Genomic DNA, 21,855 nt, shown 5'->3' on the forward strand with positions numbered 1-21,855 from the left:
ATGACCGCCACACTGCTGAAAGACGAGAGTCCTCCGGCACCGGTGCACCCCGGCGGCGCGCGCGGCAGGCGCCTGCGCCGCCGGGGGCGGGTCATCGCCCTGCTGTTCGCCTTCCCCGCGCTGCTGCTGCTGGGCGCGCTGGTGGTGTACCCGGTGCTGTTCTCCATCGGCCGCAGCTTCTTCGACGCCTCCGGCAACGAGTTCGTCGGCGGCGGGAACTACGCCGAGATGTTCCGGGACCCGACCACGCTCAAGGCCGTCCGCAACACCGCCGTCTGGGTCGTGGTCGCGCCGACGCTGCTGACCGGTCTTGGTCTGATCCTGGCCGTCCTGGTGGAGAAGGTCCGCTGGGCCACCGCCTTCAAGCTGCTGCTGTTCATGCCGATGGCGGTGTCCTTCCTCGCGGCCGGCATCATCTTCCGGCTCGCCTACGACGAGGACCCGGACAAGGGCGTGCTCAACGCCGCCGCCGTCTCCGTCCACGACGTCTTCGAGGGCAGTTCCTCGTATCCGACCGCCCGCGCGCGGGAGGGCGAGGGGCTGACCAAGGGGGCGGACGGGTCGTACGTCACCGGGGCGGAGGTCTCGCCCGGGGGGACGACGGCCGTGCTGGGGCTGGTCGGGGTCGCCCCCAAGGACCTGCCGGGCGACGCCGGACCCGCCTCCGCGGCGGCGGCCGGGAAGGCCGGCGCCGACGAGGTGCGCGGTGTGGTGTACCTCGACTTCACGCCCGGCGGGGGAGGCGAGCCGGGCGTGGTGGACCGGGAGGAGAGCGGACTGCCCGGAGTCACCGTCGAAGCGGTGCGCGACGGGGGCACGGTCGCACGGACGACCACCGCGGCCGACGGCTCGTTCCGCTTCACGGGGCTGGACAGCGGCTCCTACGCCCTGAAACTCCCGTCGTCGAACTTCGCCGCGCCCTACGACGGGATCTCGTGGCTCGGTCCGGCGCTGGTCACACCCGCGATCATCGGGGCGTACCTGTGGATCTGGACCGGGTTCGCGATGGTGCTGATCGGCGCGGGGCTCGCTGCCCTGCCCCGGGACGCGCTGGAGGCGGCCCGCATGGACGGTGCCAACGAGTGGCAGATCTTCCGCCGGATCACCGTTCCGCTGCTGGGCCCGGTCCTCACCGTCGTCTTCGTGACCCTGGTGATCAACGTGATGAAGGTCTTCGACCTCGTCTACATCATCGCGCCGGGGCCCGTGCAGGAGGACGCGACCGTGCTCGCGACGCAGATGTGGCTGGTGTCCTTCGGCGGCGGCAACGACCAGGGGCTGGGCAGCGCGCTCGGTGTCCTGCTGCTGCTCCTGGTCATCCCGGCCATGGTGTTCAACGTCCGCCGTTTCCGAAGGAGTGAGCGATGAACGCGGTGCGGCGTGCGCTGGGCAACGCGGTGGTGCAGGCGTTCCTGGTGGTCATCGGGCTGGTGTGGATGACTCCGCTGGCGGGTCTGTTCCTCTCCTCGCTGCGGTCGGCGGAGGACACGGCGAAGGGCGGGTGGTGGACCGTGTTCACCGGCCCGGGGCAGCTGTCCTTCGACAACTACTCGGCGCTGTTGGAGAACTCGGGCATCACCCAGGCGTTCTGGAACACCGTGCTGATCTCGGTGCCGACGACCGTGCTGGTCGTGGTGGTGGCGGCGCTCGCCGGATATGCCTTCGCCTGGCTGGACTTCCCGGGGCGCGACGCCGTGTTCCTCGTCGTCGTCGCGCTGTTGGTCGTGCCCGTGCAGATCGGGCTGCTGCCGGTCGCCAAACTCTTCGGGCAGCTGGGGCTGTTCGGGACGATTCCCGGCGTCGTGCTCTTCCATGTGGCCTACGGGCTGCCGTTCGCGGTGTTCCTGCTGCGGAACTACTTCGCCGAGATGCCGAAGGAGATGCTGGAGGCGGCGCGGATGGACGGGGGGAGCGAGTGGCGGATCTTCACCCGGCTGGTGCTGCCGGTGGGGCGGCCGGCGATCGCCTCCCTGGCGATCTTCCAGTTCCTGTGGGTGTGGAACGACATGCTGGTCGCGCTCCTGTTCGCGGACAGTTCCTCGCAGCCGTTGACGGTGCAACTGCAGTCGCAGATCCGGCAGTTCGGGAGCAATATCGATGTGCTCGCGCCGGGGGCGTTCCTGTCGCTGATCGTGCCGGTGGTCGTGTTCTTCGCGTTCCAGCGGCACTTCGTGCAGGGGGTCATGGCGGGGTCGGTGAAGTAGGGGGCGGGGCGGTGGGGGATTTCGCCCCCGCCGCCCCTTCCCTTCCCGTCCCCGGGGGCTGCGCCCCCCGGACGCCCCCTTGCCGGCCCTTCGGGCCTCGTCCTCAAACGCCGGACGGGCTTGTTCTGCGGGCCTCGTCCTCGAACGCCGGACGGGCTTGTTCTGCGGGCCTCGTCCTCGAACGCCGGACGGGCTTGTTCTGCGGGCCTCGTCCTCGAACGCCGGACGGGCCTGTTCAGGGTGTCGCAGGGGGGTAGAGCGCGCGGGGGAGTTGGGAGGCCGCTGCCGCGTCCAGGAGCCAGAGGGTGCGGGACCGGCCCTGGGCTCCCGCTGCCGGGGCCTGGACCTCGCCGGCTCCCGACAGGGCGATCGCCGCCGCCTCCGCCTTGTCCTCGCCCGCGGCCAGGAGCCAGACCTCCCGGGCCGACCGGATCGCAGGGAGGGTGAGGGTGACGCGGGTCGGTGGCGGCTTGGGGGCGCCGTGGACGCCGACCACCGTGCGTTCCGTCTCCCGGACCGCGGGGTGCTCCGGGAAGAGGGAGGCCACATGGGTGTCCGGGCCCACGCCCAGCATCAGGACGTCGAAGGCCGGCACCGGGTCGCCCGCCGCGGCCAGTTCCTCCGCGTAGGCGGCCGCCGCCGCGTCCACGTCCGTGCCGTGCGGGCCGTCCGACGCGGGCATGGCGTGCACGCGCTCCGGGTCCAGCGGCACCGCGTCGAGCAGCGCCTCACGGGCCTGGGTGACATTGCGGTCCGGGTCGCCCTCCGGCAGGAAGCGTTCATCGCCCCACCACAGGTCCAGCCGGGACCAGTCGATCGCGTCCCGGGCCGGGGCGGCGGCCAGCGCGGCCAGCAGGCCGTTGCCGTTGCGACCGCCGGTCAGGACCACGGACGCCGAGCCCCGGGAGGCCTGCGCGTCCACGATCCTGGTGATCAGGCGGGCCGCGGCCGCCCGCGCCATCAGCTCCTTGTCCCGGTGCACGACCACCTGCGGTGTCGTACTCACTTCGCCGCCGCCCTCTTCACCGGTGCCTGCGCCGTCGCCTGGGACGCGGGAACTTTCGCAGCCGACTCGATCGGGGTAAGGATCCCCTCCCGTTCTCCTTTGGCCGGTGCGCCGTCCCCGTCCGCCGGCTTCAGGCGTTCCACCCCGTAGCGCAGGGCCGAGGCGTAGGTGTCGTCCGGGTCGAGGCGGCGCAGCTCCTCCGCGATCAGCTCCGCCGTCTCCCGGCGCTTGAGTGCCACCGCGCGCTCGGGCTGGCCCTGTATGGACAGGGTCGCCAGTGAGCCGTCGGCGCGGTCCAGCGCGATCGGGCCGCAGTCGGTGTCCAGCCGCACCGCCGTGAGCCCCGGGCCGCCGGAGTGCGAGCGCCTGACGGGGACGTCCAGCCGGTCCGCGAGCCACATCGCCAGCAGCTCACAGCTCGGGTTGAACTCCTCGCCCTCCACCTCCACGCCCTGCACCTCGCAGGCGACCTGGTCCAGCGCCGCGGCCAGCATCGAACGCCAGGGCGTGATGCGGGTCCACGACAGGTCCGTGTCGCCCGGGGTGTAGGCGGCGGCGCGGGCGGCGAGCTCCTCCACCGGCTTCTCGCAGGTGTAGGTGTCGGTCACCCTGCGTTGGGCCAGCGCGCCCAGCGGGTCCTGTGCCGGATCCAGCGGGGCGTTGACCGGCCACCACACCACCACCGGGGCGTCCGGCAGCAGCAGCGGCAGCACCACCGACTGGGCGTGGTCGACGACCTCGCCGTAGAGGCGCAGGACGACGGTTTCGCCGGTGCCGGCGTCCGCGCCGACCAGGACCTCGGCGTCGAGGCGGGACCGGGTGCGGTCACGGAGCGAGCGGGAGACCCGCTTGACGACGACCAGCGTGCGCGAGGGATGCTCGTGCGAGGCGTCGCTCGCCGCCTTCAACGCGTCGTAGGCGTTCTCCTCGTCCGTCACGATGACCAGCGTGAGCACCATGCCGACGGCGGGGGTGCCGATGGCGCGGCGGGCCTTCACCAGCGCCTTGTTGATCTTGCTGGCCGTGGTGTCCGTGAGATCCGTCTTCATGGCCGGCGCCAGCTCCGTCCGTCTCGCTCGAGCATTTCGTCCGCCTCGACCGGCCCCCACGTACCGGCCGGGTACTGGGCCGGTCTGCCGTGGGTGTCCCAGTACTCCTCGATCGGGTCGAGGATCTTCCAGGACAGCTCGACCTCCTCCGTGCGCGGGAAGAGGTTGGAGTCGCCGAGCAGGACGTCGAGGATGAGGCGCTCGTACGCCTCCGGGCTGGACTCCGTGAACGACTCGCCGTAGGCGAAGTCCATCGACACGTCCCGGATCTCCATCGACGTGCCCGGCACCTTGGAACCGAAGCGGACGGTGACGCCCTCGTCGGGCTGGACACGGATGACGATCGCGTTCGAGCCCAGTTCCTCGGTGGCACTGGAGTCGAAGGGGGAGTGCGGCGCCCGCTGGAAGACCACCGCGATCTCGGTGACCCGGCGGCCCAGCCGCTTCCCGGTGCGCAGGTAGAAGGGGACGCCCGCCCAGCGGCGGTTGTCGATGCCCAGGCGGATCGCCGCGTAGGTGTCGGTCTTCGAGGAGGGGTCGATGCCCTCCTCCTCCAGATACCCGACCGCCTTGGCGCCGCCCTGCCAGCCGGCCGCGTACTGCCCGCGCACGGTGTCCCGGCCCAGGTCCTTCGGCAGCCGTACGGCACCGAGCACCTTGGTCTTCTCCGCGGCCAGCGCGTCCGCGCCGAAGGAGGCCGGCTCCTCCATCGCGGTCAGCGCCATCAGCTGCAGGAGGTGGTTCTGGATCACGTCGCGGGCCGCGCCGATGCCGTCGTAGTAGCCGGCCCGTCCGCCGATGCCGATGTCCTCGGCCATGGTGATCTGCACATGGTCGACGAACGACCGGTTCCATATCGGCTCGAACATGGTGTTGGCGAAGCGCAGCGCCAGGATGTTCTGGACGGTCTCCTTGCCCAGGTAGTGGTCGATCCGGAAGACCTGGTCCGGGGCGAACACCTCGTGGACGATCGCGTTCAGCTCCTCGGCCGACTTCAGGTCGTGGCCGAACGGCTTCTCGATGACCGCGCGCCGCCAGGAACCGTGGGTCTGGTCGGCCAGCCCGTGCTTCTTCAGCTGCTGGATGACCACCGGGAACGAACGCGGCGGCACCGACAGGTAGAAGGCGAAGTTGCCGCCCGTGCCCTGGGCCTTGTCCAGCTCGTCGATCGTGTCCCGCAGCCGCTCGAACGACTCGTCGTCGTCGAAGGTGCCCTGCACGAAACGCATGCCCTGGATGAGCTGCTGCCAGACCTCCTCGCGGAAGGGGGTCCGGGCATGCTCCTTGACCGCGTCGTGGACCTCCTGCGCGAAGTCCTCGTGCGCCCACTCCCGGCGGGCGAAGCCCACCAGCGAGAAGCCCGGGGGCAGCAGCCCCCGGTTGGCCAGGTCGTACACGGCCGGCATGAGCTTCTTCCGCGACAGGTCGCCCGTGACGCCGAAGATGACCAGGCCCGACGGCCCCGCGATACGCGGGAGCCGTCGGTCCGCCGGGTCACGCAGCGGATTGCTGCTCGACAAGGTTTCAGCCCTCCGAGGGGGCGAGGCGCTGCAGTTCGGCCTCGGTCGACTTCAGCAGGTCGTTCCAGGAGGCCTCGAACTTGTCGACGCCCTCGTCCTCCAGAAGCCGCACCACGTCGTCGTACGCGATGCCGAGCGCCTCGATCGCGTCGAGGTCGGCGCGCGCCTGCTCGTAGGTGCCGGAGACGGCGTCGCCCCGGATCTCGCCCTGCTCCTCGGTGGCGTACAGCGTCGCCTCCGGCATGGTGTTCACCGTGTTCGGTGCCACCAGTTCGTCGACGTACATCGTGGCCTTGTACGCCTTGTCCTTCACACCGGTCGACGCCCACAGCGGACGCTGCTTGTTGGCGCCCTCACGCTCCAGCGCGCTCCAGCGGTCCGAGGCGAACACCTCCTCGTACGCCTGGTAGGCCAGCCGCGCGTTGGCGACGGCGGCCTTGCCGCGCAGCGCCTTGGCCTCGTCGGTGCCGAGCGCGTCGATCCGCTTGTCGATCTCGGTGTCCACGCGGGACACGAAGAAGGACGCCACGGAGTGGATCTTCGACAGGTCGAGGCCACGCTCCTTGGCCTTCTCCAGGCCGGTCAGGAACGCGTCCATGACCTTGCGGTAGCGCTCCAGGGAGAAGATCAGCGTGACGTTGACGCTGATGCCCAGGCCGATGGTCTCGGCGATGGCCGGGATGCCGGCCTCGGTCGCCGGGATCTTGATCAGCGTGTTGGGCCGGTCCACCAGCCAGGCCAGCTGCTTGGCCTCGGCGACCGTCGCACGGGTGTCGTGCGCCAGACGCGGGTCGACCTCGATCGAGACCCGGCCGTCCTGCCCGTCGGTGGCGTCGAAGACCGGACGCAGGATGTCGGCGGCGTCACGGACGTCCGCCGTGGTGATCATGCGGATGGCCTCTTCGACGGTGACCTTGCGGGCGGCGAGGTCGGCCAGCTGCGCGTCGTAGCCGTGGCCCTCGGAGATCGCCTTCTGGAAGATCGTCGGGTTGGTGGTGACGCCCACGACGTGCTGCTGATCCATCAGCTCGGCGAGGTTGCCGGACGTGATCCGCTTGCGCGACAGGTCGTCCAGCCAGATCGCCACGCCTTCCTCGGAAAGGCGCTTCAGTGCGTCTGTCATGGAAATTCCATCTCCTACGTGTCGTATGTGAGCGTCAGCGCTGGGCCGAGGCCAGCGATTCCCGGGCCACGGCGGCCACGTTCTCGGCGGTGAAACCGAACTCCTCGAACAGCACCTTGCCGTCGGCGGAGGCACCGAAGTGCTCCAGGGACACGATCCGGCCGGCGTCCCCGACGTACTTGTGCCAGGTGAGGCCGATCCCCGCCTCGACGGCCACACGCGCCGTCACGGAGGGCGGCAGGACGCTGTCCCGGTACCCCTGGTCCTGCTCCTCGAACCACTCCACGGACGGCATCGACACCACGCGCGTGGGAACACCGTCCGCCTGGAGCCGCTCGCGCGCCCCGACGGCGACATGCACCTCGGAGCCGGTGGCGATGAGAACGACCTGGGCGTCGCCGCCCTCCGCCTCGAACAGGACGTAGCCGCCCTTAGCCGCGTCCTCGTTCGGCTCGTACGTCGGCACACCCTGGCGGGTCAGCGCCAGACCGTGCGGGGCGCCCTTGCCGAACTCCTTCGTCCAGCGGGTGAGGATCTCCCGCCAGGCGATCGCGGTCTCGTTGGCGTCCGCCGGGCGGACCACGTTCAGGCCCGGGATGGCGCGCAGCGCGGCCAGGTGCTCGACCGGCTGGTGCGTCGGGCCGTCCTCGCCCAGACCGATGGAGTCGTGCGTCCACACGTACGTCACCGGCAGGTGCATCAGCGCCGACAGCCGTACCGCGTTGCGCATGTAGTCGGAGAACACCAGGAAGGTGCCGCCGTAGACACGGGTGTTGCCGTGCAGCGCGATGCCGTTCATCTCCGCGGCCATGGCGTGCTCGCGGATGCCGAAGTGGATCGTGCGGCCGTACGGGTCCGCCTCGGGCAGCGGGTTGCCGGCCGGGAGGAACGACGACGTCTTGTCGATCGTGGTGTTGTTGGAGCCCGCGAGGTCGGCCGAGCCGCCCCACAGCTCCGGGACCACCGCGCCGAGCGCCTGGAGCACCTTGCCGGACGCGGCACGGGTGGCGACACCCTTGCCCGGCTCGAACACCGGGATCGAGTCCTGCCAGCCCTTGGGCAGCTCGCCCGCGGCGATCCGGTCGTACTCGGCGGCGCGCTCGGGGTTGTTGTCCCGCCACTGCTGGTAGGACTTCTCCCACACCGCGCGGGCCGCCTGGCCCCGCTCCAGTGCCTTGCGGGTGTGGCCGATGACCTCGTCGGAGACCTCGAACGTCTGCTCGGGGTCGAAGCCCAGTACCCGCTTGGTGGCCGCCACCTCGTCGTCGCCGAGCGCCGAACCGTGCGCGGCCTCGGTGTTCTGCGCGTTCGGGGCGGGCCAGGCGATGATCGAGCGCATGGCGATGAAGGACGGCTTGTCCGTGACCTTCCTGGCCGCCTCGATCGCGTCGTGGAGCGCGTGCGGGTCCAGGTCGCCGTCCGGCTTCGGGGCGACCCGCTGCACATGCCAGCCGTACGACTCGTACCGCTTGCAGGTGTCCTCGGAGACGGCCGTCTCGGTGTCACCCTCGATCGAGATGTGGTTGTCGTCCCACAGCAGGACCAGGTTGCCCAGCTTCTGGTGCCCCGCCATCGAGGACGCCTCGGCGGAGATGCCCTCCTGGAGGCAGCCGTCACCGGCGACGCAGTAGATGTAGTGGTCGAAGGGGGACTCCCCCTCGGCGGCCTCCGGGTCGAACAGCCCGCGCTCGTAGCGGGCGGCCATCGCCATGCCCACCGCGTTCGCGACACCCTGGCCCAGCGGGCCGGTCGTCGTCTCCACACCCGTGGTGTGGCCGTACTCCGGGTGGCCCGGCGTCTTCGAACCCCAGGTGCGGAACGCCTTCAGGTCGTCCAGCTCCAGGCCGAAACCGGCCAGGTACAGCTGCGTGTACAGGGTCAGGGACGAGTGCCCGGCGGACAGTACGAAACGGTCGCGCCCGACCCAGTCGGCGTCCGCCGGGTCGTGCCGCATCACCTTCTGGAAGAGGGTGTAAGCGGCAGGCGCGAGGCTCATCGCCGTACCCGGATGGCCGTTACCGACCTTCTGTACGGCATCGGCGGCCAGGACGCGGGCGGTGTCGACGGCCCGCTGGTCCAACTCGGTCCACTCGAGGTCTGTGGTGGTCGGCTGTGTGCTCACCCTGAGTCAGGGCTCCTCTCCACATGGATTCGGATACCGGTGGCGACCCACCGGCGTGGTCGAGCCTACCCCCGTGGGACATGCGTTTTTCCAGGTCATTCCAGAGTGCGGGCACCTCATCCGATCCGCCTTCCGGCTCGAAAGTTTCCGCATTCGGCAGATGAATACGGAGCCGCTCATCCGGGTGCTCAATCGAGCCGGGAGACGCACCTCGGAGGGCGCCGCACAACACGAGCCGACCCCCGCGAATGTCCGGGTCTGGGCAACGTCTACAGTGGCGTGGTACGCGCGAGCCTTTACCCCCACTTCACCTGGGGAGGCTTGCTGGGATGTCTCTGTAGGGGTGTACGTGACGGCCGTTGAATCCCGTCCAGCGGGAGTGCTGGGTAGCAGTCAGAGCACCGCACATCGGCCGTTCGGGGCCCGTCTGATGGCCTTCGTGGCCCTCACCAAACCGCGGATCATCGAACTGCTGCTCATCACCACCGTCCCGGTGATGTTCCTGGCGGAACGGGGCGTGCCCGATCTGAAGCTGGTGCTGCTGACCTGCCTCGGCGGCTACCTGTCCGCGGGCGGCGCCAACTCGCTGAACATGTACATCGACCGCGACATCGACGCGCTGATGGACCGCACCTCGCAGCGTCCGCTGGTGACCGGCATGGTCAGCCCGCGCGAGTGCCTGGTCTTCGGCATCTCCCTGGCGGTCGTCTCGACGCTGCTGTTCGGCCTCACCGTCAACTGGCTCTCGGCCTGGCTCTCCCTCAGCGCGCTCCTCTTCTACGTCGTCGTCTACACGATGATCCTCAAGCGGCGTACGGCGCAGAACATCGTGTGGGGCGGCATCGCCGGCTGCATGCCGGTGCTGATCGGCTGGTCCGCCGTCACCAACTCGATGGCGTGGGCCCCGGTCATCCTCTTCCTCGTCATCTTCTTCTGGACGCCGCCGCACTACTGGCCGCTGTCCATGAAGGTGAGGGACGACTACGCGCGCGTCGGCGTGCCGATGCTGCCGGTCGTCGCCGGCAACAAGGCGGTCGCCAAGCAGATCGTGATCTACAGCTGGGTCATGGTCGCGGTGTCGCTGCTGCTCACCCCGCTCGGCTACACCGGCTGGTTCTACACGGCCGTCGCCCTCGCGGCGGGCGGCTGGTGGCTGTGGGAGGCCCACGCGCTGCTGAACCGCGCGAAGGCCGAGGTGACGGGCGGCAAGCTCAAGGAGATGCGCCTGTTCCACTGGTCCATCACCTATGTGTCGCTGCTCTTCGTCGCCGTCGCGGTGGACCCGTTCCTGCGCTGACGCCGCCCGGACGCCCCCGCGGGCGGCGTACGTGGTCAAGGCCACGGACCCCGCCCGTCGCCGTTTGATCTACCCGTCGGTAGCATCCTGGTCATGGCAGACACGCAGCAGGTGGACCCGAAGGCCGAGAAGAAGGCGGCCCGGCTCGCCCGGCAGATCGGCGGCTTCGCCAAGGCGCACGGCGGTGCCGAGGGACAGGTCGCGTACCTCGGACAGCGCGGCGCCCGGATCGTCCTGGTCGGCGAGGACGGCGCGTGGGGCGACGTCTTCGCCCCCTCGACGGAGATCGCCCGAAAGGCCGTGGAGAAGGCGGGCATCACCGTCTACGAGGACTTCGACGGCGAGTTCGCGGCGAAGGTGAGGACGGGCCCGTACGAGTGGAGCAGGATGGCGGGCATCCAGGTCGGCGGCCCCTCCCAGGGCTGAACCCACCTCGGGCAACACCTACTCACCGGTTCACCCGTTAGGACGTGTAGGCAGTGACAGCGTCCACCCGGGGAGCGTCCCGAGATGATCGAACCGCCGTCCCTCGTGGACCAGCATTGCCACGGAGTGCTCCGTACGGAGCTGGGCCTCGGTACCTTCGAGGCCCAGCTGGCCCGTACCGAGGGACCGCCCGCCCCCGGCACCACCCTCTTCGACACCCAGACCGGGTTCGCCGTACGCCGCTGGTGCCCGCCCCTGCTCGGCCTGGAGCCGCACTGTCCGCCCGCCCGGTACCTCGCCCGGCGGCGTGAACTGGGCACGAGCGAGGCCGGACGGCTGCTGCTGCGGGGCAGCGGCATCACCGCCTACCTCGTCGACACCGGCCTGCCCGACGACCTCACCGGGCCCACCGAGCTGGGCCGGGCGGCCGACGCGGACGCGCACGAGATCGTCCGCCTGGAGCAGCTCGCCGAACAGGTCGCCGACACCTCCGGCACCGTCGCGTCCTTCCTCGCCAACCTCGCCGAGTCCGTGCACGGCGCCGCCGCGCACGCGGTCGCCTTCACCTCCGTCGCCGGACTGCGGCACGGGCTGTCACTCGCTCCCGAACCGCCCGGAGCGGGGGAGGTACGCGGCGCGGCGGGGCGCTGGCTGGCCGGGCGCCGGGCCGGGGACGAGCTGAGCGACCCGGTGCTCCTCAGGCATCTGCTGTGGATCGCGGTCGCCTCGGGCCGGCCCCTCCAGCTGCACGCCGGGCTCGGCGCGCCCGGCGCCCGCATCGACCGCGGCGACCCCGTCCTGCTCACCGGCTTCGTCCGGGCCACCGCGGGCCTCGGCACCGACCTCGTCCTGCTGCACGGCTACCCGTACCACCGCCACGCCGCGCATCTCGCCGGTGTCTTCCCGCACGTCTACGCCGACTGCGGCGCCGCCCTGCTGCGCACCGGCGCCGGTGCCGCGGCCGTCCTGGCGGAGATCCTGGAACTCGCACCCTTCGGCAAGATCCTCTTCTCCACCGGCGCCCGCGGCCTGCCCGAGCTGCACGTCGTCGGCGCCCACCTGTTCCGCGAGGCACTCGGCCGGGTGCTCGGTGCCTGGGTCACGGAGGGGGCGTGGTCACTGGACGACGCCCAGCGGGTGGCGGGTCTGATCGCCTCGGGCAACGCGGGCAGGGTGTACGGGCTGGGGTCGCCGACTGGACGCAGGACGTGTGGGTCGACCTCGGTCTGCTGACCATCGCCCGCGCCACCGTCACGCTGCGTGAGGGTCGTCTGATCTCCAAGCGGGAGGCCCTGGAGGTACTGCCCGGCCTCGGCGCGCCCGGCGAGGCCGTCGCGGACATCAGGAGGCGGCGCCACGACGGGGCCACAGCGCCCGCCGGGGAGTGGGTCCTGCGCCGGGTCCGGCTGACCCGGGACTACCTCGGGCCGGCGATCGACGGGCTCGTGGCGGGCTCCTGAGCGGGCGGCTCGGGCGCGTCGAGGGCGGCCGTCGCCGTCGGGCGTTCACGCAGGGACAGCAGCACCAGGAGGACCCAGATCCACATCACGCACGAGCCGAACATGTGCAGGCCGACCAGGACCTCGGGGAGGTCGGTGAAGTACTGGACGTAGCCCACCAAGCCCTGGGCGAGCAGGATCAGGAACAGCTCGCGGGTGCGGGCCAGCGGGGCCTTGGGGGCGTCGACCGCCTTGAGGACGAACCACAGGGCGAACGTCAGCGTCACCACGATCCACGCCAGCACGGCGTGCAGCTTGCTGACCGTCTCCCAGTCCAGCGGCATCCGCGCGACCTCGCTGGAGTCACCCGCGTGCGGGCCCGCGCCGGTAACCACCGTGCCGACCGTGATCAGCAGTCCGGAGGCGGCCACCAGGAACCACACCAGCTGCCGCACGGCCTTGCCGACCAGCGGCCGGGGTGCGCCGTCGCCCTCGCGGGTGCGCTGCCACATCACCGTCGCGACCGCGATCAGCGCCGAGGACAGCAGGAAGTGCGCCGCGACCGTGTACGGGTTCAGACCGACGAGGACCACGATGCCGCCGAGGATCGCGTTGCCCATGACGACCCAGAACTGGGCCCAGCCCAGCCGGGTCAGGCTGCGCCGGTACGGCTTCTGGGAGCGGGCTGCGACGATCGCCCAGCCGACGGCCGCGCACAGCACGTACGTCAGCAGGCGGTTGCCGAACTCGATGACGCCGTGGATGCCCATCTCGCTGGTGTTGGTGATCGAGTCGTCGGTGCACTTGGGCCAGGTCGGGCAGCCCAGGCCGGAGCCGGTGAGCCGGACGGCCCCACCGGTGACCACGATGATCACTGCCATGACGAGTGCGGCGAGGGCCGCCCGGCGGACGGTCCGGGGATCCGGGGTCCAGCGTGCGGCGATGAAGGCGAGCGGGTTGCGCGCGGCCGCCGGGGCGTCGGCGCGGGTCACGTTTGGCACCCGCCCATCGTAAGGCGCCGCTTGTGCACGCTTTCACGAGGGTCGGTACGGGGCATTCCGGCTCACTCCCAGCGGAAGAACTTCCCGGCCGCCGCGAGTCCCGCGACCGCCCAGACGGCAAGGATGGCGAGGTTGCCCCACGGCATTCCGGCCCCGTGCTGGAGCACGTCCCGCAGCCCTTCCGAGAGCGCCGAGATCGGCAGCAGACCGAGCACGTCCTGGGCCGCGTCCGGGAATTTGTCCAGCGGTACGACGACCCCGCCGCCGACGAGCAGCAGCAGGAAGACCAGGTTGGCGGCGGCGAGCGTCGCCTCGGCCTTGAGGGTGCCGGCCATCAGCAGACCGAGCCCGGAGAAGGCGGCCGTGCCCAGCAGGAGCAGCAGGAACACGGACAGCGGGTCGCCCTGCGGGGACCAGCCGAGCGCGAGCGCGATCACCGTCACGAGCAGTACCTGGAGCACCTCGGTGACCAGCACCGACAGCGTCTTCGCGGTCATCAGGCCCCAGCGGGGAAGGGGCGAGGCGGCCAGCCGTTTGAGCACGCCGTAGCGGCGCTCGAAGCCGGTCGCGATGGCCTGCCCGGTGAACGCCGTCGACATCACCGCGAGGGCGAGGATGCCGGGGGTGAGGAAGTCCACCGCCTCGCCCTCACCGAGGTCCACCACGTCCACGGTGCCGAAGAGCACCAGCAGCAGGGTGGGGATGATCACGGTCAGCAGCAGCTGCTCGCCGTTGCGCAGCAGCATCTTCGTCTCGAGCACGGCCTGGGCGGTGATCATGCGGGTCAGGGGCGCCGCGCCCGGCTTCGGTGAGTAGGTGCCGGTCGCGGTCACGCGCGCAACTCCTTGCCGGTCGGTTCCAGGCTGTGTCTGCCCGGGGGGCGCCCCCCGGACCCCCGGCCGTTGTCCGTCCGTGCCGGGATCATGCGCGCAACTCCTTGCCGGTCAGTTCCAGAAAGACGTCTTCCAGGGTGTGCCGCTCGACGGAGATCCGGTCCGGCATCACGCCGTGCTGCGCGCACCAGGACGTCACCGTGGCGAGCAGTTGCGGGTCGACGTCGCCGACGACACGGTACGAGCCCGAGGTCACCTCGGCGGCCGTGCAGCCGTCGGGCAGGGCCTTCAGCAGCGAGACCACGTCCAGGCCCGGCCGCCCGGAGAAGCGGAGCGTGTTCTCGGCGCCGCCCCGGCACAGCTCCTCGGGGGAGCCCTGGGCGATGACCCGGCCGGCGTCGATGACCGCCACGTCGTCGGCGAGCTGCTCGGCCTCGTCCATGTAGTGGGTGGTGAGGATGACGGACACACCGTCGTCGCGCAGGTCCCGTACCAGGTCCCAGGTGGCGTGGCGGGCCTGCGGGTCGAGGCCGGCGGTCGGCTCGTCCAGGAACACCAGCTCGGGGCGTCCGACCACGGCCATCGCCAGCGCGAGCCGTTGCTGCTGGCCGCCGGAGAGCCGCCGGTAGGAGGTCCGGCCGCAGGAGCCGAGCCCCAGGCGCTCGATCAGCGCGTCCACGTCCAGCGGATGCGCGTGCAGCTTCGCCATGTGCCGGAGCATCTCGTCGGCCCGCGCGCCCGAGTAGACGCCGCCGGACTGGAGCATCACGCCGACGCGGGGCCGCAGCGCCGCCGACTCCCGTACCGGGTCGAGGCCCAGCACGCGTACCGTGCCGGAGTCCGGCCGCCGGTATCCCTCGCAGGTCTCGACCGTGGTCGTCTTGCCGGCCCCGTTGGGGCCGAGCACGGCGGTCACACCCTGCCCGGCCACCAGGTCGAGGCCGTCCACCGCGGTCTTCGTGCCGTAGCGCTTCACCAGGGCCTGCACCTGGACCACGGGCTCACTTCGCATGGGACACGAGTCTAGGGAGGCGGCCCGGTCCTCAGAGCGCCGGGTGCGGGAACTCCTCCTCGCGGGGGCGGTGCGTCGCCAGCCAGCCCTCGGCGTAGGCCACCGCCCGCGCCACCGGGAACAACCGCGCCTCGGCCGCCCCCACCGTGCCGCGGACCACGGGACGGTCGCGTTCGAAGTCGTGGCCCAGTTCGGCGAAGCCCTCGGAGGAGATGGACACCTCGGTTACCGTCTCCCAGCCCTGCGGGCCGGGACGGCCGACCTCCACCCGCGGGGACGGGATGCGGTACTCGGCGAGATGGAAGGCGGTGCAGGCGTCGTATCCGGCGCCGAGCAGCAGCACGCGTGCGCCGAGCCGCTCCAGCTTCGCCAGCGGGCTGCTCCCCCACTGCCTCAAGGGCGTGGGAGGTACCCCCAGCCCAGCCGGCAGTCGGGCGCGTGGCCGGCGACGATCTCCGCAGCGTGGGGTCCCACCGCCGCGAACGACGTCTGGGGGTGCGCGCTGCGCAGCGCGCCCGGCCAGGTCCGTACGGTCTCCGGGATCACGCCGACCCCGCGCGAGGGCGTGGTCGGCGGGTCGTACGCGGGCATGGTGGCCCGGATGGTCTCCCACCACTCCTCGGGGACGGGCGGGGCCTGCCACAGCGCGGGGTCGGAGAGATGGCTGGTCTGCGTGGGCACCACCAGCGTGCCGTCCGGGCCCAGCGCGTCGAGGAGCGCGCGGACCACCGTGACCGGTCCGCCGTTGACCCAGCCGAGGGAACTGAGCGAGGAGTGCGCGAGGAGGGTCTCACCCGGCCGGACGCCGAGCTCGCGCATCTGTGCGGTGAGGGTGTCGCGGGTGACGAGAGGGCCGGTCGGAGCGGGTGTGGGCATGGTGCGGGAGTCTCCAGGAAGTCGCTGTCGGGCGCCACCGATTTGATCGATCAAAGATCGTTTCCGCAGGTCGGATTAGGGTCACCTAAGTGACGCAGCGCACCTCGGGCCGTCCGGGCGCGGCTTGCCGGTCTTCGATGAATTACGCAACAATGGCGTTGTGAAAAACGTCGGCGAGGCTTCCCGTGAGGAGCTGGCTACCGGTGAGCGGTCCACCCGCAACCGTGTCGCCCGCTCCATCCTGGACCACGGCCCGTCGACCGTCGCCGAGCTGGCCCAGCGCCTCGGTCTCACCCAGGCGGCCGTACGCCGGCACCTGGACACGCTGACCGCGGACAACGTCGTGGAGGCCCGTGAGCGCCGGGTCTACGGGGCCCGCACGCGCGGGCGCCCGGCCAAGGTGTTCGCCCTGACCGACGGTGGACGGGACGCGTTCGACCAGTCCTACGACACGCTGGCCGTGGACGCCCTGCGCTGGATCGGCCAGCGGGAGGGCGGTGACGAGGCGATCGCGGCCTTCGCCCGCGCCAGGATCGCCGCCCAGGCCGAGACCTACCGAAGGGCGGTCGAGGGCGTGGCTCCCGAGGAGCGGGCAGAAGCGCTGGCCAAGGCCCTGAGCGCGGACGGGTACGCTGCCACCGCGCGCACCGCACCGGTCGGCGAACAGCTCTGCCAGCACCACTGCCCGGTCGCCCACGCCGCCGAACAGTTCCCGCAGCTGTGCGAGGCCGAGACGGAATTCTTCGCCGAGCTCCTCGGTACACATGTACAGCGGCTCGCGACGATCGCGCACGGCGACGGCGTCTGCACGACGTTCATCCCCAAGATTTCCCACCACGCATCTGAAAGCACGTCCGGGAGGAACCCCGCATGACTCTCCCCACGGAGACTGCCCACCCCGAGCTGGAGGGTCTGGGCACCTACGAATACGGCTGGGCCGACCGTGACGAGGCCGGTGCGTCGGCGCGACGTGGCCTGAACGAGGACGTCGTCCGGGACATCTCCGCGAAGAAGGACGAGCCGGAGTGGATGACCAAGCTCCGTCTCAAGGGCCTGCGCCTGTTCGAGAAGAAGCCCATGCCGAACTGGGGCTCCGACCTCTCCGGCATCGACTTCGACAACATCAAGTACTTCGTGCGCTCCACGGAGAAGCAGGCGGAGTCCTGGGAGGACCTGCCCGAGGACATCAAGAACACCTACGACAGGCTGGGCATCCCCGAGGCCGAGAAGAACCGCCTCGTCGCCGGTGTCGCCGCCCAGTACGAGTCGGAGGTCGTCTACCACCAGATCCGTGAGGACCTGGAGGAGCAGGGCGTCATCTTCCTGGACACCGACACGGCCCTGAAGGAGCACCCGGAGCTCTTCAAGGAGTACTTCGGCACGGTCATCCCGGTCGGCGACAACAAGTTCGCGTCGCTGAACTCCGCGGTGTGGTCCGGCGGCTCGTTCATCTACGTCCCGCCGGGCGTGCACGTCGAGATCCCGCTCCAGGCCTACTTCCGGATCAACACCGAGAACATGGGCCAGTTCGAGCGGACCCTGATCATCGTCGACGAGGGTGCCTACGTGCACTACGTCGAGGGCTGTACCGCCCCGATCTACAAGTCGGACTCGCTGCACTCCGCGGTCGTCGAGATCATCGTCAAGAAGAACGCCCGCTGCCGCTACACGACCATCCAGAACTGGTCGAACAACGTCTACAACCTGGTCACCAAGCGCGCCGTGGCCTACGAGGGCGCGACCATGGAGTGGGTCGACGGCAACATCGGCTCCAAGGTGACGATGAAGTACCCGGCCGTCTACCTCATGGGCGAGCACGCCAAGGGCGAGACGCTGTCCATCGCCTTCGCCGGCGAGGGCCAGCACCAGGACGCGGGCGCCAAGATGGTCCACATGGCCCCGAACACCTCGTCCAACATCGTCTCCAAGTCGGTGGCGCGCGGCGGTGGCCGTACCTCCTACCGCGGTCTGATCGAGATCGGCGAGGGCGCCCCGGGCTCCAAGTCCAACGTGCTCTGCGACGCGCTGCTCGTCGACACCATCTCCCGCTCGGACACCTACCCCTATGTGGACGTCCGCGAGGACGACGTGTCCATGGGCCACGAGGCGACCGTCTCCAAGGTCTCCGAGGACCAGCTCTTCTACCTGATGAGCCGCGGTCTGAGCGAGTTCGAGGCGATGGCGATGATCGTGCGCGGCTTCGTCGAGCCGATCGCCAAGGAACTGCCGATGGAGTACGCGCTCGAGCTCAACCGGCTGATCGAGCTGCAGATGGAAGGCGCGGTCGGCTGACACCGGCCCGGGGTGGCCACCGGCCACCCCGCCCCGCCGTTCCGTCAAGGCCCCTTACGTAAAGGAAAGCGAGCACTACGACAGCCATGGCTGAGGCTCAGAACTCCCCCACCTCCGGCTACGCTCCGGCGGGGGGACCCCCACCGGTGGGCTCCACCACCGCCGGCTCGATCGCGGTGGCCGCCGAGTCGACCGTCGCCACCCGTATGAGCGCGCCCCCGTCCTTCGACGTGGCGGACTTCGCCGTCCCCCACGGCCGTGAGGAGGAGTGGCGGTTCACCCCGCTGGAGCGGCTGCGCGGGCTGCACGACGGCACCGCCACCGTCACCGGCGAGGGCGTCAAGGTCGCCGTCGAGGCGCCCGAGGGCGTCGTCGTCGAGACCGTCGGCCGCGACGACGCGCGGCTCGGCCGCGCCGGCACCCCGGTGGACCGGGTCGCCGCCCAGGCGTACTCCGGCTTCGAGCGGGCCTCGGTCGTGACCGTGCCGAAGGAGACCGTCCTCACCGAGCCGGTCCGCATCACGGTGCACGGCGAGGGCGGCGCCGCCTACGGTCACCAGCTGGTCGAGCTCGGCGCCTTCGCCGAGGCCCTCGTGGTGATCGACCACACCGGTGACGCGGTGCTCGCCGCGAACGTCGACTTCGTCCTCGGCGACGGCGCCAAGCTGACCGTCGTCTCCGTCCAGGACTGGGACGACAAGGCGGTGCACGTCGCCCAGCACAACGCGCTGGTCGGCCGCGACGCCACCTTCAAGTCGGTCGTCGTCACCTTCGGCGGCGACGTCGTACGCCTCCACCCGCGCGTGACCTACGCCGGCCCGGGCGGCGAGGCCGAGCTGTTCGGCCTGTACTTCACCGACCGGGGGCAGCACCAGGAGCACCGCCTGCTGGTCGACCACAACGTCCCGCACTGCAAGTCCCACGTCGTCTACAAGGGCGCGCTCCAGGGCGACGACGCGCACGCCGTGTGGATCGGTGACGTGCTGATCGAGGCCAAGGCCGAGGGCACCGACACCTACGAGATGAACCGCAACCTGGTGCTCACCGACGGCGCCCGTGTCGACTCCGTGCCCAACCTGGAGATCGAGACCGGCGAGATCGTCGGCGCCGGACACGCCTCCGCGACCGGCCGCTTCGACGACGAGCAGCTCTTCTACCTGATGGCCCGCGGTATCCCCGAGCAGGACGCCCGGCGTCTGGTGGTCCGCGGCTTCTTCGCCGAACTCGTCCAGCAGATCGGCGTCCCGGACATCGAGGAGCGTCTGATCGCCAAGATCGACGAGGAGCTGGAGGCGGCGGTCGGATGACCTTCCAACGCGTCTGCGGGCTCAGCGAGCTGGAGGAGGACACCCCCAAGCGGGTGGAACTCGACGGCACGCCGGTCTCCATAGTGCAGACCTGCGGGGAGGTGTTCGCGATCAACGACATCTGCTCGCACGCGAACGTCTCCCTCTCGGAGGGCGAGGTCGACGACTGCCACATCGAGTGCTGGCTGCACGGCTCGCGCTTCGACCTCCGTTCCGGCAAGCCCGACAGCCCCCCGGCGACGCGCCCCGTCCCCGTATACCCCGTAAAGATCGAAGGGGACGACGTGCTCGTCTCCGTCACCCAGGAGTCCTGAGGCACCCATGGCAACGCTTGAAATCCGAGACCTGCACGTCACCGTCGAGGCCGACAACGCCACGAAGGAGATCCTCAAGGGCGTCGACCTCACCGTGAAGCAGGGCGAGACGCACGCCATCATGGGCCCCAACGGCTCCGGCAAGTCGACCCTCGCCTACGCGCTCGCCGGTCACCCCAAGTACACCGTCTCCGGCGGCACCGTCACCCTCGACGGCGAGGACGTCCTGCAGATGGCCGTCGACGAGCGCGCCCGCGCCGGCCTGTTCCTCGCCATGCAGTACCCGGTCGAGGTCCCCGGCGTCTCGGTCTCCAACTTCCTGCGCACCTCCGCCACCGCCGTCCGCGGCGAGGCCCCGAAACTGCGCACCTGGGTGAAGGAGGTCAAGGAGGCCATGGAGCGCCTCAGCATGGACCCCGCCTTCGCCGAGCGCAACGTCAACGAGGGCTTCTCCGGCGGTGAGAAGAAGCGTCACGAGATCCTTCAGCTCGAGCTGCTCAAGCCGAGGATCGCGGTCCTCGACGAGACCGACTCCGGGCTGGACGTCGACGCCCTGCGAGTCGTCTCCGAGGGCGTCAACCGCGTCCGCGAGGCCGGCGAGGTCGGCACTCTGCTGATCACGCATTACACGCGCATCCTGCGCTACATCAAGCCCGACCACGTCCACGTGTTCGCGAACGGCCGCATCGTCGAGTCGGGTGGTCCCGAGCTCGCCGACAAGCTGGAGAACGAGGGCTACGAGGCATACGTGAAGGGTGGCGCATCCGAGTGACACAGCTGCCGGGCCTCCTCGATACAGAGGCGATCCGCAAGGACTTCCCCATCCTGGACCGCCAGGTCCACGACGGCCAGAAGCTCGTGTACCTGGACAACGCGGCGACCTCGCAGAAGCCGCGCCAGGTACTGGACGCACTCGCCCAGTACTACGAGCGCTACAACGCCAACGTCCACCGCGGTGTGCATGTGCTCGCCGAGGAGGCCACGGCGCTGTACGAGGGCGCGCGCGACAAGGTCGCGGAGTTCGTCAACGCTCCCTCGCGCGACGAGGTGATCTTCACCAAGAACGCCTCCGAGTCGCTCAACCTCGTGGCCAACATGCTCGGCTGGGCCGACGAGCCGTACCGGGTGGACCACGAGACCGAGATCGTCATCACGGAGATGGAGCACCACTCCAACATCGTGCCGTGGCAGCTGCTCGCGCAGCGCACGGGCGCGAAGCTGAGGTGGTTCGGGCTGACCGACGACGGCCGGCTCGACCTGTCGAACATCGACGAGGTCATCACCGAGAAGACGAAGATCGTCTCCTTCGTGCTGGTGTCCAACATCCTGGGCACGGTCAACCCGGTCGAGGCGATCGTGCGCCGCGCCCAGGAGGTCGGCGCGCTCGTCTGCATCGACGCCTCCCAGGCCGCGCCGCACATGCCGCTGGACGTCCAGGCCCTCCAGGCCGACTTCGTGGCCTTCACCGGCCACAAGATGTGCGGTCCGACCGGCATCGGCGTCCTCTGGGGCCGCCAGGAGCTGCTGGAGGATCTTCCCCCGTTCCTCGGCGGCGGCGAGATGATCGAGACCGTGTCGATGAGCTCGTCGACCTATGCGCCGGCCCCGCACAAGTTCGAGGCGGGCACCCCGCCGATCGCCCAGGCGGTCGGTCTCGGCGCGGCGATCGACTACCTGTCGGCCATCGGCATGGACAAGGTCCTCGCCCATGAGCACGCCATCACCGAGTACGCGGTGAAGCGGCTCACCGAGGTCCCGGACCTGCGCATCATCGGCCCGGCCACGGCCGAGGACCGCGGCGCCGCGATCTCGTTCACGCTCGGTGACATACACCCGCACGACGTGGGCCAGGTCCTCGACGAGCAGGGCATCGCGGTCCGGGTCGGCCACCACTGCGCGCGGCCTGTCTGCCTGCGGTACGGAATTCCCGCGACCACGCGAGCGTCGTTCTATCTGTACTCCACGCCGGCCGAGATCGACGCACTGGTCGACGGCCTGGAGTACGTACGGAACTTCTTCGGATGAGGGGCTGAG

At 70.4% G+C, this 21,855-nt stretch carries 19 protein-coding genes and 2 pseudogenes; 12 read left to right on the forward strand and 9 right to left on the reverse strand.

The features are described from left to right. A complete protein-coding gene (locus ACIF9R_RS05180; RefSeq protein ID WP_399974553.1) occupies positions 1-1,368 on the forward strand; it encodes an ABC transporter permease subunit in 1,368 nt (455 codons plus the stop codon). Beyond that, positions 1,365-2,204, forward strand: coding sequence for a carbohydrate ABC transporter permease (locus tag ACIF9R_RS05185; RefSeq protein ID WP_399974555.1), 840 nt, complete (start codon positions 1,365-1,367; stop codon positions 2,202-2,204). The genes ACIF9R_RS05180 and ACIF9R_RS05185 overlap by 4 nt, the downstream gene beginning before the upstream one ends. A 235-nt stretch (positions 2,205-2,439) precedes the next feature. Here ACIF9R_RS05185 and pgl read toward each other — a convergent pair whose 3' ends face one another. The 5 genes from pgl to tkt are packed head-to-tail and all read right to left on the reverse strand — an operon-like array spanning position 2,440 to position 9,024. Next, a complete protein-coding gene (gene pgl, locus ACIF9R_RS05190; protein ID WP_399974558.1) occupies positions 2,440-3,210 on the reverse strand; it encodes a 6-phosphogluconolactonase in 771 nt (256 codons plus the stop codon). After that, a complete protein-coding gene (gene opcA / locus ACIF9R_RS05195; RefSeq protein ID WP_399974561.1) occupies positions 3,207-4,259 on the reverse strand; it encodes a glucose-6-phosphate dehydrogenase assembly protein OpcA in 1,053 nt (350 codons plus the stop codon). Before opcA ends, pgl begins: the two co-directional genes overlap by 4 nt. Further along, the gene (gene zwf / locus ACIF9R_RS05200; protein WP_399974564.1) at positions 4,256-5,779 is read right to left on the reverse strand and encodes a glucose-6-phosphate dehydrogenase; all 1,524 of its coding nucleotides are present in this window, start codon (positions 5,777-5,779) and stop codon (positions 4,256-4,258) included. Before zwf ends, opcA begins: the two co-directional genes overlap by 4 nt. Positions 5,780-5,783: 4 nt before the next feature. Further along, positions 5,784-6,902 carry a transaldolase gene (gene tal / locus ACIF9R_RS05205; protein ID WP_399974567.1) on the reverse strand — a complete coding sequence of 373 codons (1,119 nt, stop codon included), beginning with the start codon at positions 6,900-6,902 and terminating at the stop codon, positions 5,784-5,786. Between the two features lie 34 nt (positions 6,903-6,936). Beyond that, positions 6,937-9,024 (reverse strand): transketolase, encoded by a 2,088-nt coding sequence (tkt, locus tag ACIF9R_RS05210; protein WP_399974569.1) that lies wholly within the window; start codon positions 9,022-9,024, stop codon positions 6,937-6,939. Between the two features lie 343 nt (positions 9,025-9,367). Between tkt and ACIF9R_RS05215 the strand changes: the two genes are divergently transcribed. The 4 genes and pseudogenes from ACIF9R_RS05215 to ACIF9R_RS05230 form a co-directional block, all read left to right on the forward strand. Beyond that, complete coding sequence (locus tag ACIF9R_RS05215; protein WP_399974572.1) at positions 9,368-10,321, forward strand: heme o synthase; 954 nt, start codon at positions 9,368-9,370, stop codon at positions 10,319-10,321. Between the two features lie 93 nt (positions 10,322-10,414). Beyond that, positions 10,415-10,747, forward strand: coding sequence for a hypothetical protein (locus ACIF9R_RS05220; protein ID WP_399974574.1), 333 nt, complete (start codon positions 10,415-10,417; stop codon positions 10,745-10,747). 84 nt (positions 10,748-10,831) lie between these two features. After that, complete coding sequence (locus ACIF9R_RS05225) at positions 10,832-11,980, forward strand: amidohydrolase family protein (protein WP_399974576.1); 1,149 nt, start codon at positions 10,832-10,834, stop codon at positions 11,978-11,980. After that, positions 11,944-12,207: pseudogene (locus tag ACIF9R_RS05230) on the forward strand (nucleotidyltransferase); the annotation flags it as partial. The gene ACIF9R_RS05225 and the pseudogene ACIF9R_RS05230, both read left to right, overlap by 37 nt. Here the strand turns inward: ACIF9R_RS05230 and ACIF9R_RS05235 are convergent. From ACIF9R_RS05235 to ACIF9R_RS05250, 4 genes and pseudogenes are all read right to left on the reverse strand, one after another. Beyond that, positions 12,165-13,178, reverse strand: coding sequence for a heme A synthase (locus tag ACIF9R_RS05235; protein WP_399974948.1), 1,014 nt, complete (start codon positions 13,176-13,178; stop codon positions 12,165-12,167). The pseudogene ACIF9R_RS05230 and the gene ACIF9R_RS05235 sit on opposite strands and share 43 nt — an antisense overlap. A gap of 71 nt (positions 13,179-13,249) precedes the next feature. Then, positions 13,250-14,020 carry an ABC transporter permease gene (locus tag ACIF9R_RS05240; RefSeq protein ID WP_399974578.1) on the reverse strand — a complete coding sequence of 257 codons (771 nt, stop codon included), beginning with the start codon at positions 14,018-14,020 and terminating at the stop codon, positions 13,250-13,252. 88 nt (positions 14,021-14,108) lie between these two features. After that, the gene (locus ACIF9R_RS05245; RefSeq protein WP_399974581.1) at positions 14,109-15,032 is read right to left on the reverse strand and encodes an ABC transporter ATP-binding protein; all 924 of its coding nucleotides are present in this window, start codon (positions 15,030-15,032) and stop codon (positions 14,109-14,111) included. Between the two features lie 31 nt (positions 15,033-15,063). Further along, positions 15,064-15,908 (reverse strand): annotated as a pseudogene (locus tag ACIF9R_RS05250) (aminoglycoside N(3)-acetyltransferase). A 160-nt stretch (positions 15,909-16,068) separates the two neighbouring features. Here ACIF9R_RS05250 and ACIF9R_RS05255 point away from each other — a divergent pair. The 6 genes from ACIF9R_RS05255 (at position 16,069) to ACIF9R_RS05280 (ending at position 21,846) form a co-directional block, all read left to right on the forward strand. Further along, positions 16,069-16,782 carry a helix-turn-helix transcriptional regulator gene (locus ACIF9R_RS05255; protein ID WP_399974583.1) on the forward strand — a complete coding sequence of 238 codons (714 nt, stop codon included), beginning with the start codon at positions 16,069-16,071 and terminating at the stop codon, positions 16,780-16,782. Beyond that, positions 16,779-18,200 (forward strand): Fe-S cluster assembly protein SufB, encoded by a 1,422-nt coding sequence (sufB, locus tag ACIF9R_RS05260; RefSeq protein ID WP_399974586.1) that lies wholly within the window; start codon positions 16,779-16,781, stop codon positions 18,198-18,200. The genes ACIF9R_RS05255 and sufB overlap by 4 nt, the downstream gene beginning before the upstream one ends. An 86-nt stretch (positions 18,201-18,286) precedes the next feature. After that, a complete protein-coding gene (gene sufD, locus ACIF9R_RS05265; protein ID WP_399974588.1) occupies positions 18,287-19,507 on the forward strand; it encodes a Fe-S cluster assembly protein SufD in 1,221 nt (406 codons plus the stop codon). Then, entirely contained in the window at positions 19,504-19,821 is a 318-nt protein-coding gene (locus ACIF9R_RS05270; RefSeq protein ID WP_399974590.1) for a non-heme iron oxygenase ferredoxin subunit, read from the forward strand. Before sufD ends, ACIF9R_RS05270 begins: the two co-directional genes overlap by 4 nt. 7 nt (positions 19,822-19,828) lie before the next feature. Continuing rightward, positions 19,829-20,593, forward strand: a complete 765-nt coding sequence (gene sufC, locus ACIF9R_RS05275) for a Fe-S cluster assembly ATPase SufC (protein ID WP_399974593.1) — start codon at positions 19,829-19,831, stop codon at positions 20,591-20,593. Next, positions 20,590-21,846, forward strand: coding sequence for a cysteine desulfurase (locus ACIF9R_RS05280; RefSeq protein WP_399974596.1), 1,257 nt, complete (start codon positions 20,590-20,592; stop codon positions 21,844-21,846). Before sufC ends, ACIF9R_RS05280 begins: the two co-directional genes overlap by 4 nt. Positions 21,847-21,855: the final 9 nt, after the last annotated feature.

It is taken from the genome of Streptomyces sp. NPDC086080 (assembly GCF_044540255.1).
GTDB lineage: Bacteria > Actinomycetota > Actinomycetes > Streptomycetales > Streptomycetaceae > Streptomyces.

Bases quoted from the DNA above. Each gene is read 5' to 3' on its own strand.
- ACIF9R_RS05220 (WP_399974574.1), top strand. From the start codon at position 10,415: ATGGCAGACACGCAGCAGGTGGACCCGAAGGCCGAGAAGAAGGCGGCC.
- opcA (WP_399974561.1), bottom strand. From the start codon at position 4,259: ATGAAGACGGATCTCACGGACACCACGGCCAGCAAGATCAACAAGGCG.
- sufB (WP_399974586.1), top strand. From the start codon at position 16,779: ATGACTCTCCCCACGGAGACTGCCCACCCCGAGCTGGAGGGTCTGGGC.
- sufD (WP_399974588.1), top strand. From the start codon at position 18,287: ATGGCTGAGGCTCAGAACTCCCCCACCTCCGGCTACGCTCCGGCGGGG.
- sufC (WP_399974593.1), top strand. From the start codon at position 19,829: ATGGCAACGCTTGAAATCCGAGACCTGCACGTCACCGTCGAGGCCGAC.
- ACIF9R_RS05245 (WP_399974581.1), bottom strand. From the start codon at position 15,032: ATGCGAAGTGAGCCCGTGGTCCAGGTGCAGGCCCTGGTGAAGCGCTAC.
- ACIF9R_RS05270 (WP_399974590.1), top strand. From the start codon at position 19,504: ATGACCTTCCAACGCGTCTGCGGGCTCAGCGAGCTGGAGGAGGACACC.
- tal (WP_399974567.1), bottom strand. From the start codon at position 6,902: ATGACAGACGCACTGAAGCGCCTTTCCGAGGAAGGCGTGGCGATCTGG.
- ACIF9R_RS05225 (WP_399974576.1), top strand. From the start codon at position 10,832: ATGATCGAACCGCCGTCCCTCGTGGACCAGCATTGCCACGGAGTGCTC.
- ACIF9R_RS05180 (WP_399974553.1), top strand. From the start codon at position 1: ATGACCGCCACACTGCTGAAAGACGAGAGTCCTCCGGCACCGGTGCAC.
- ACIF9R_RS05185 (WP_399974555.1), top strand. From the start codon at position 1,365: ATGAACGCGGTGCGGCGTGCGCTGGGCAACGCGGTGGTGCAGGCGTTC.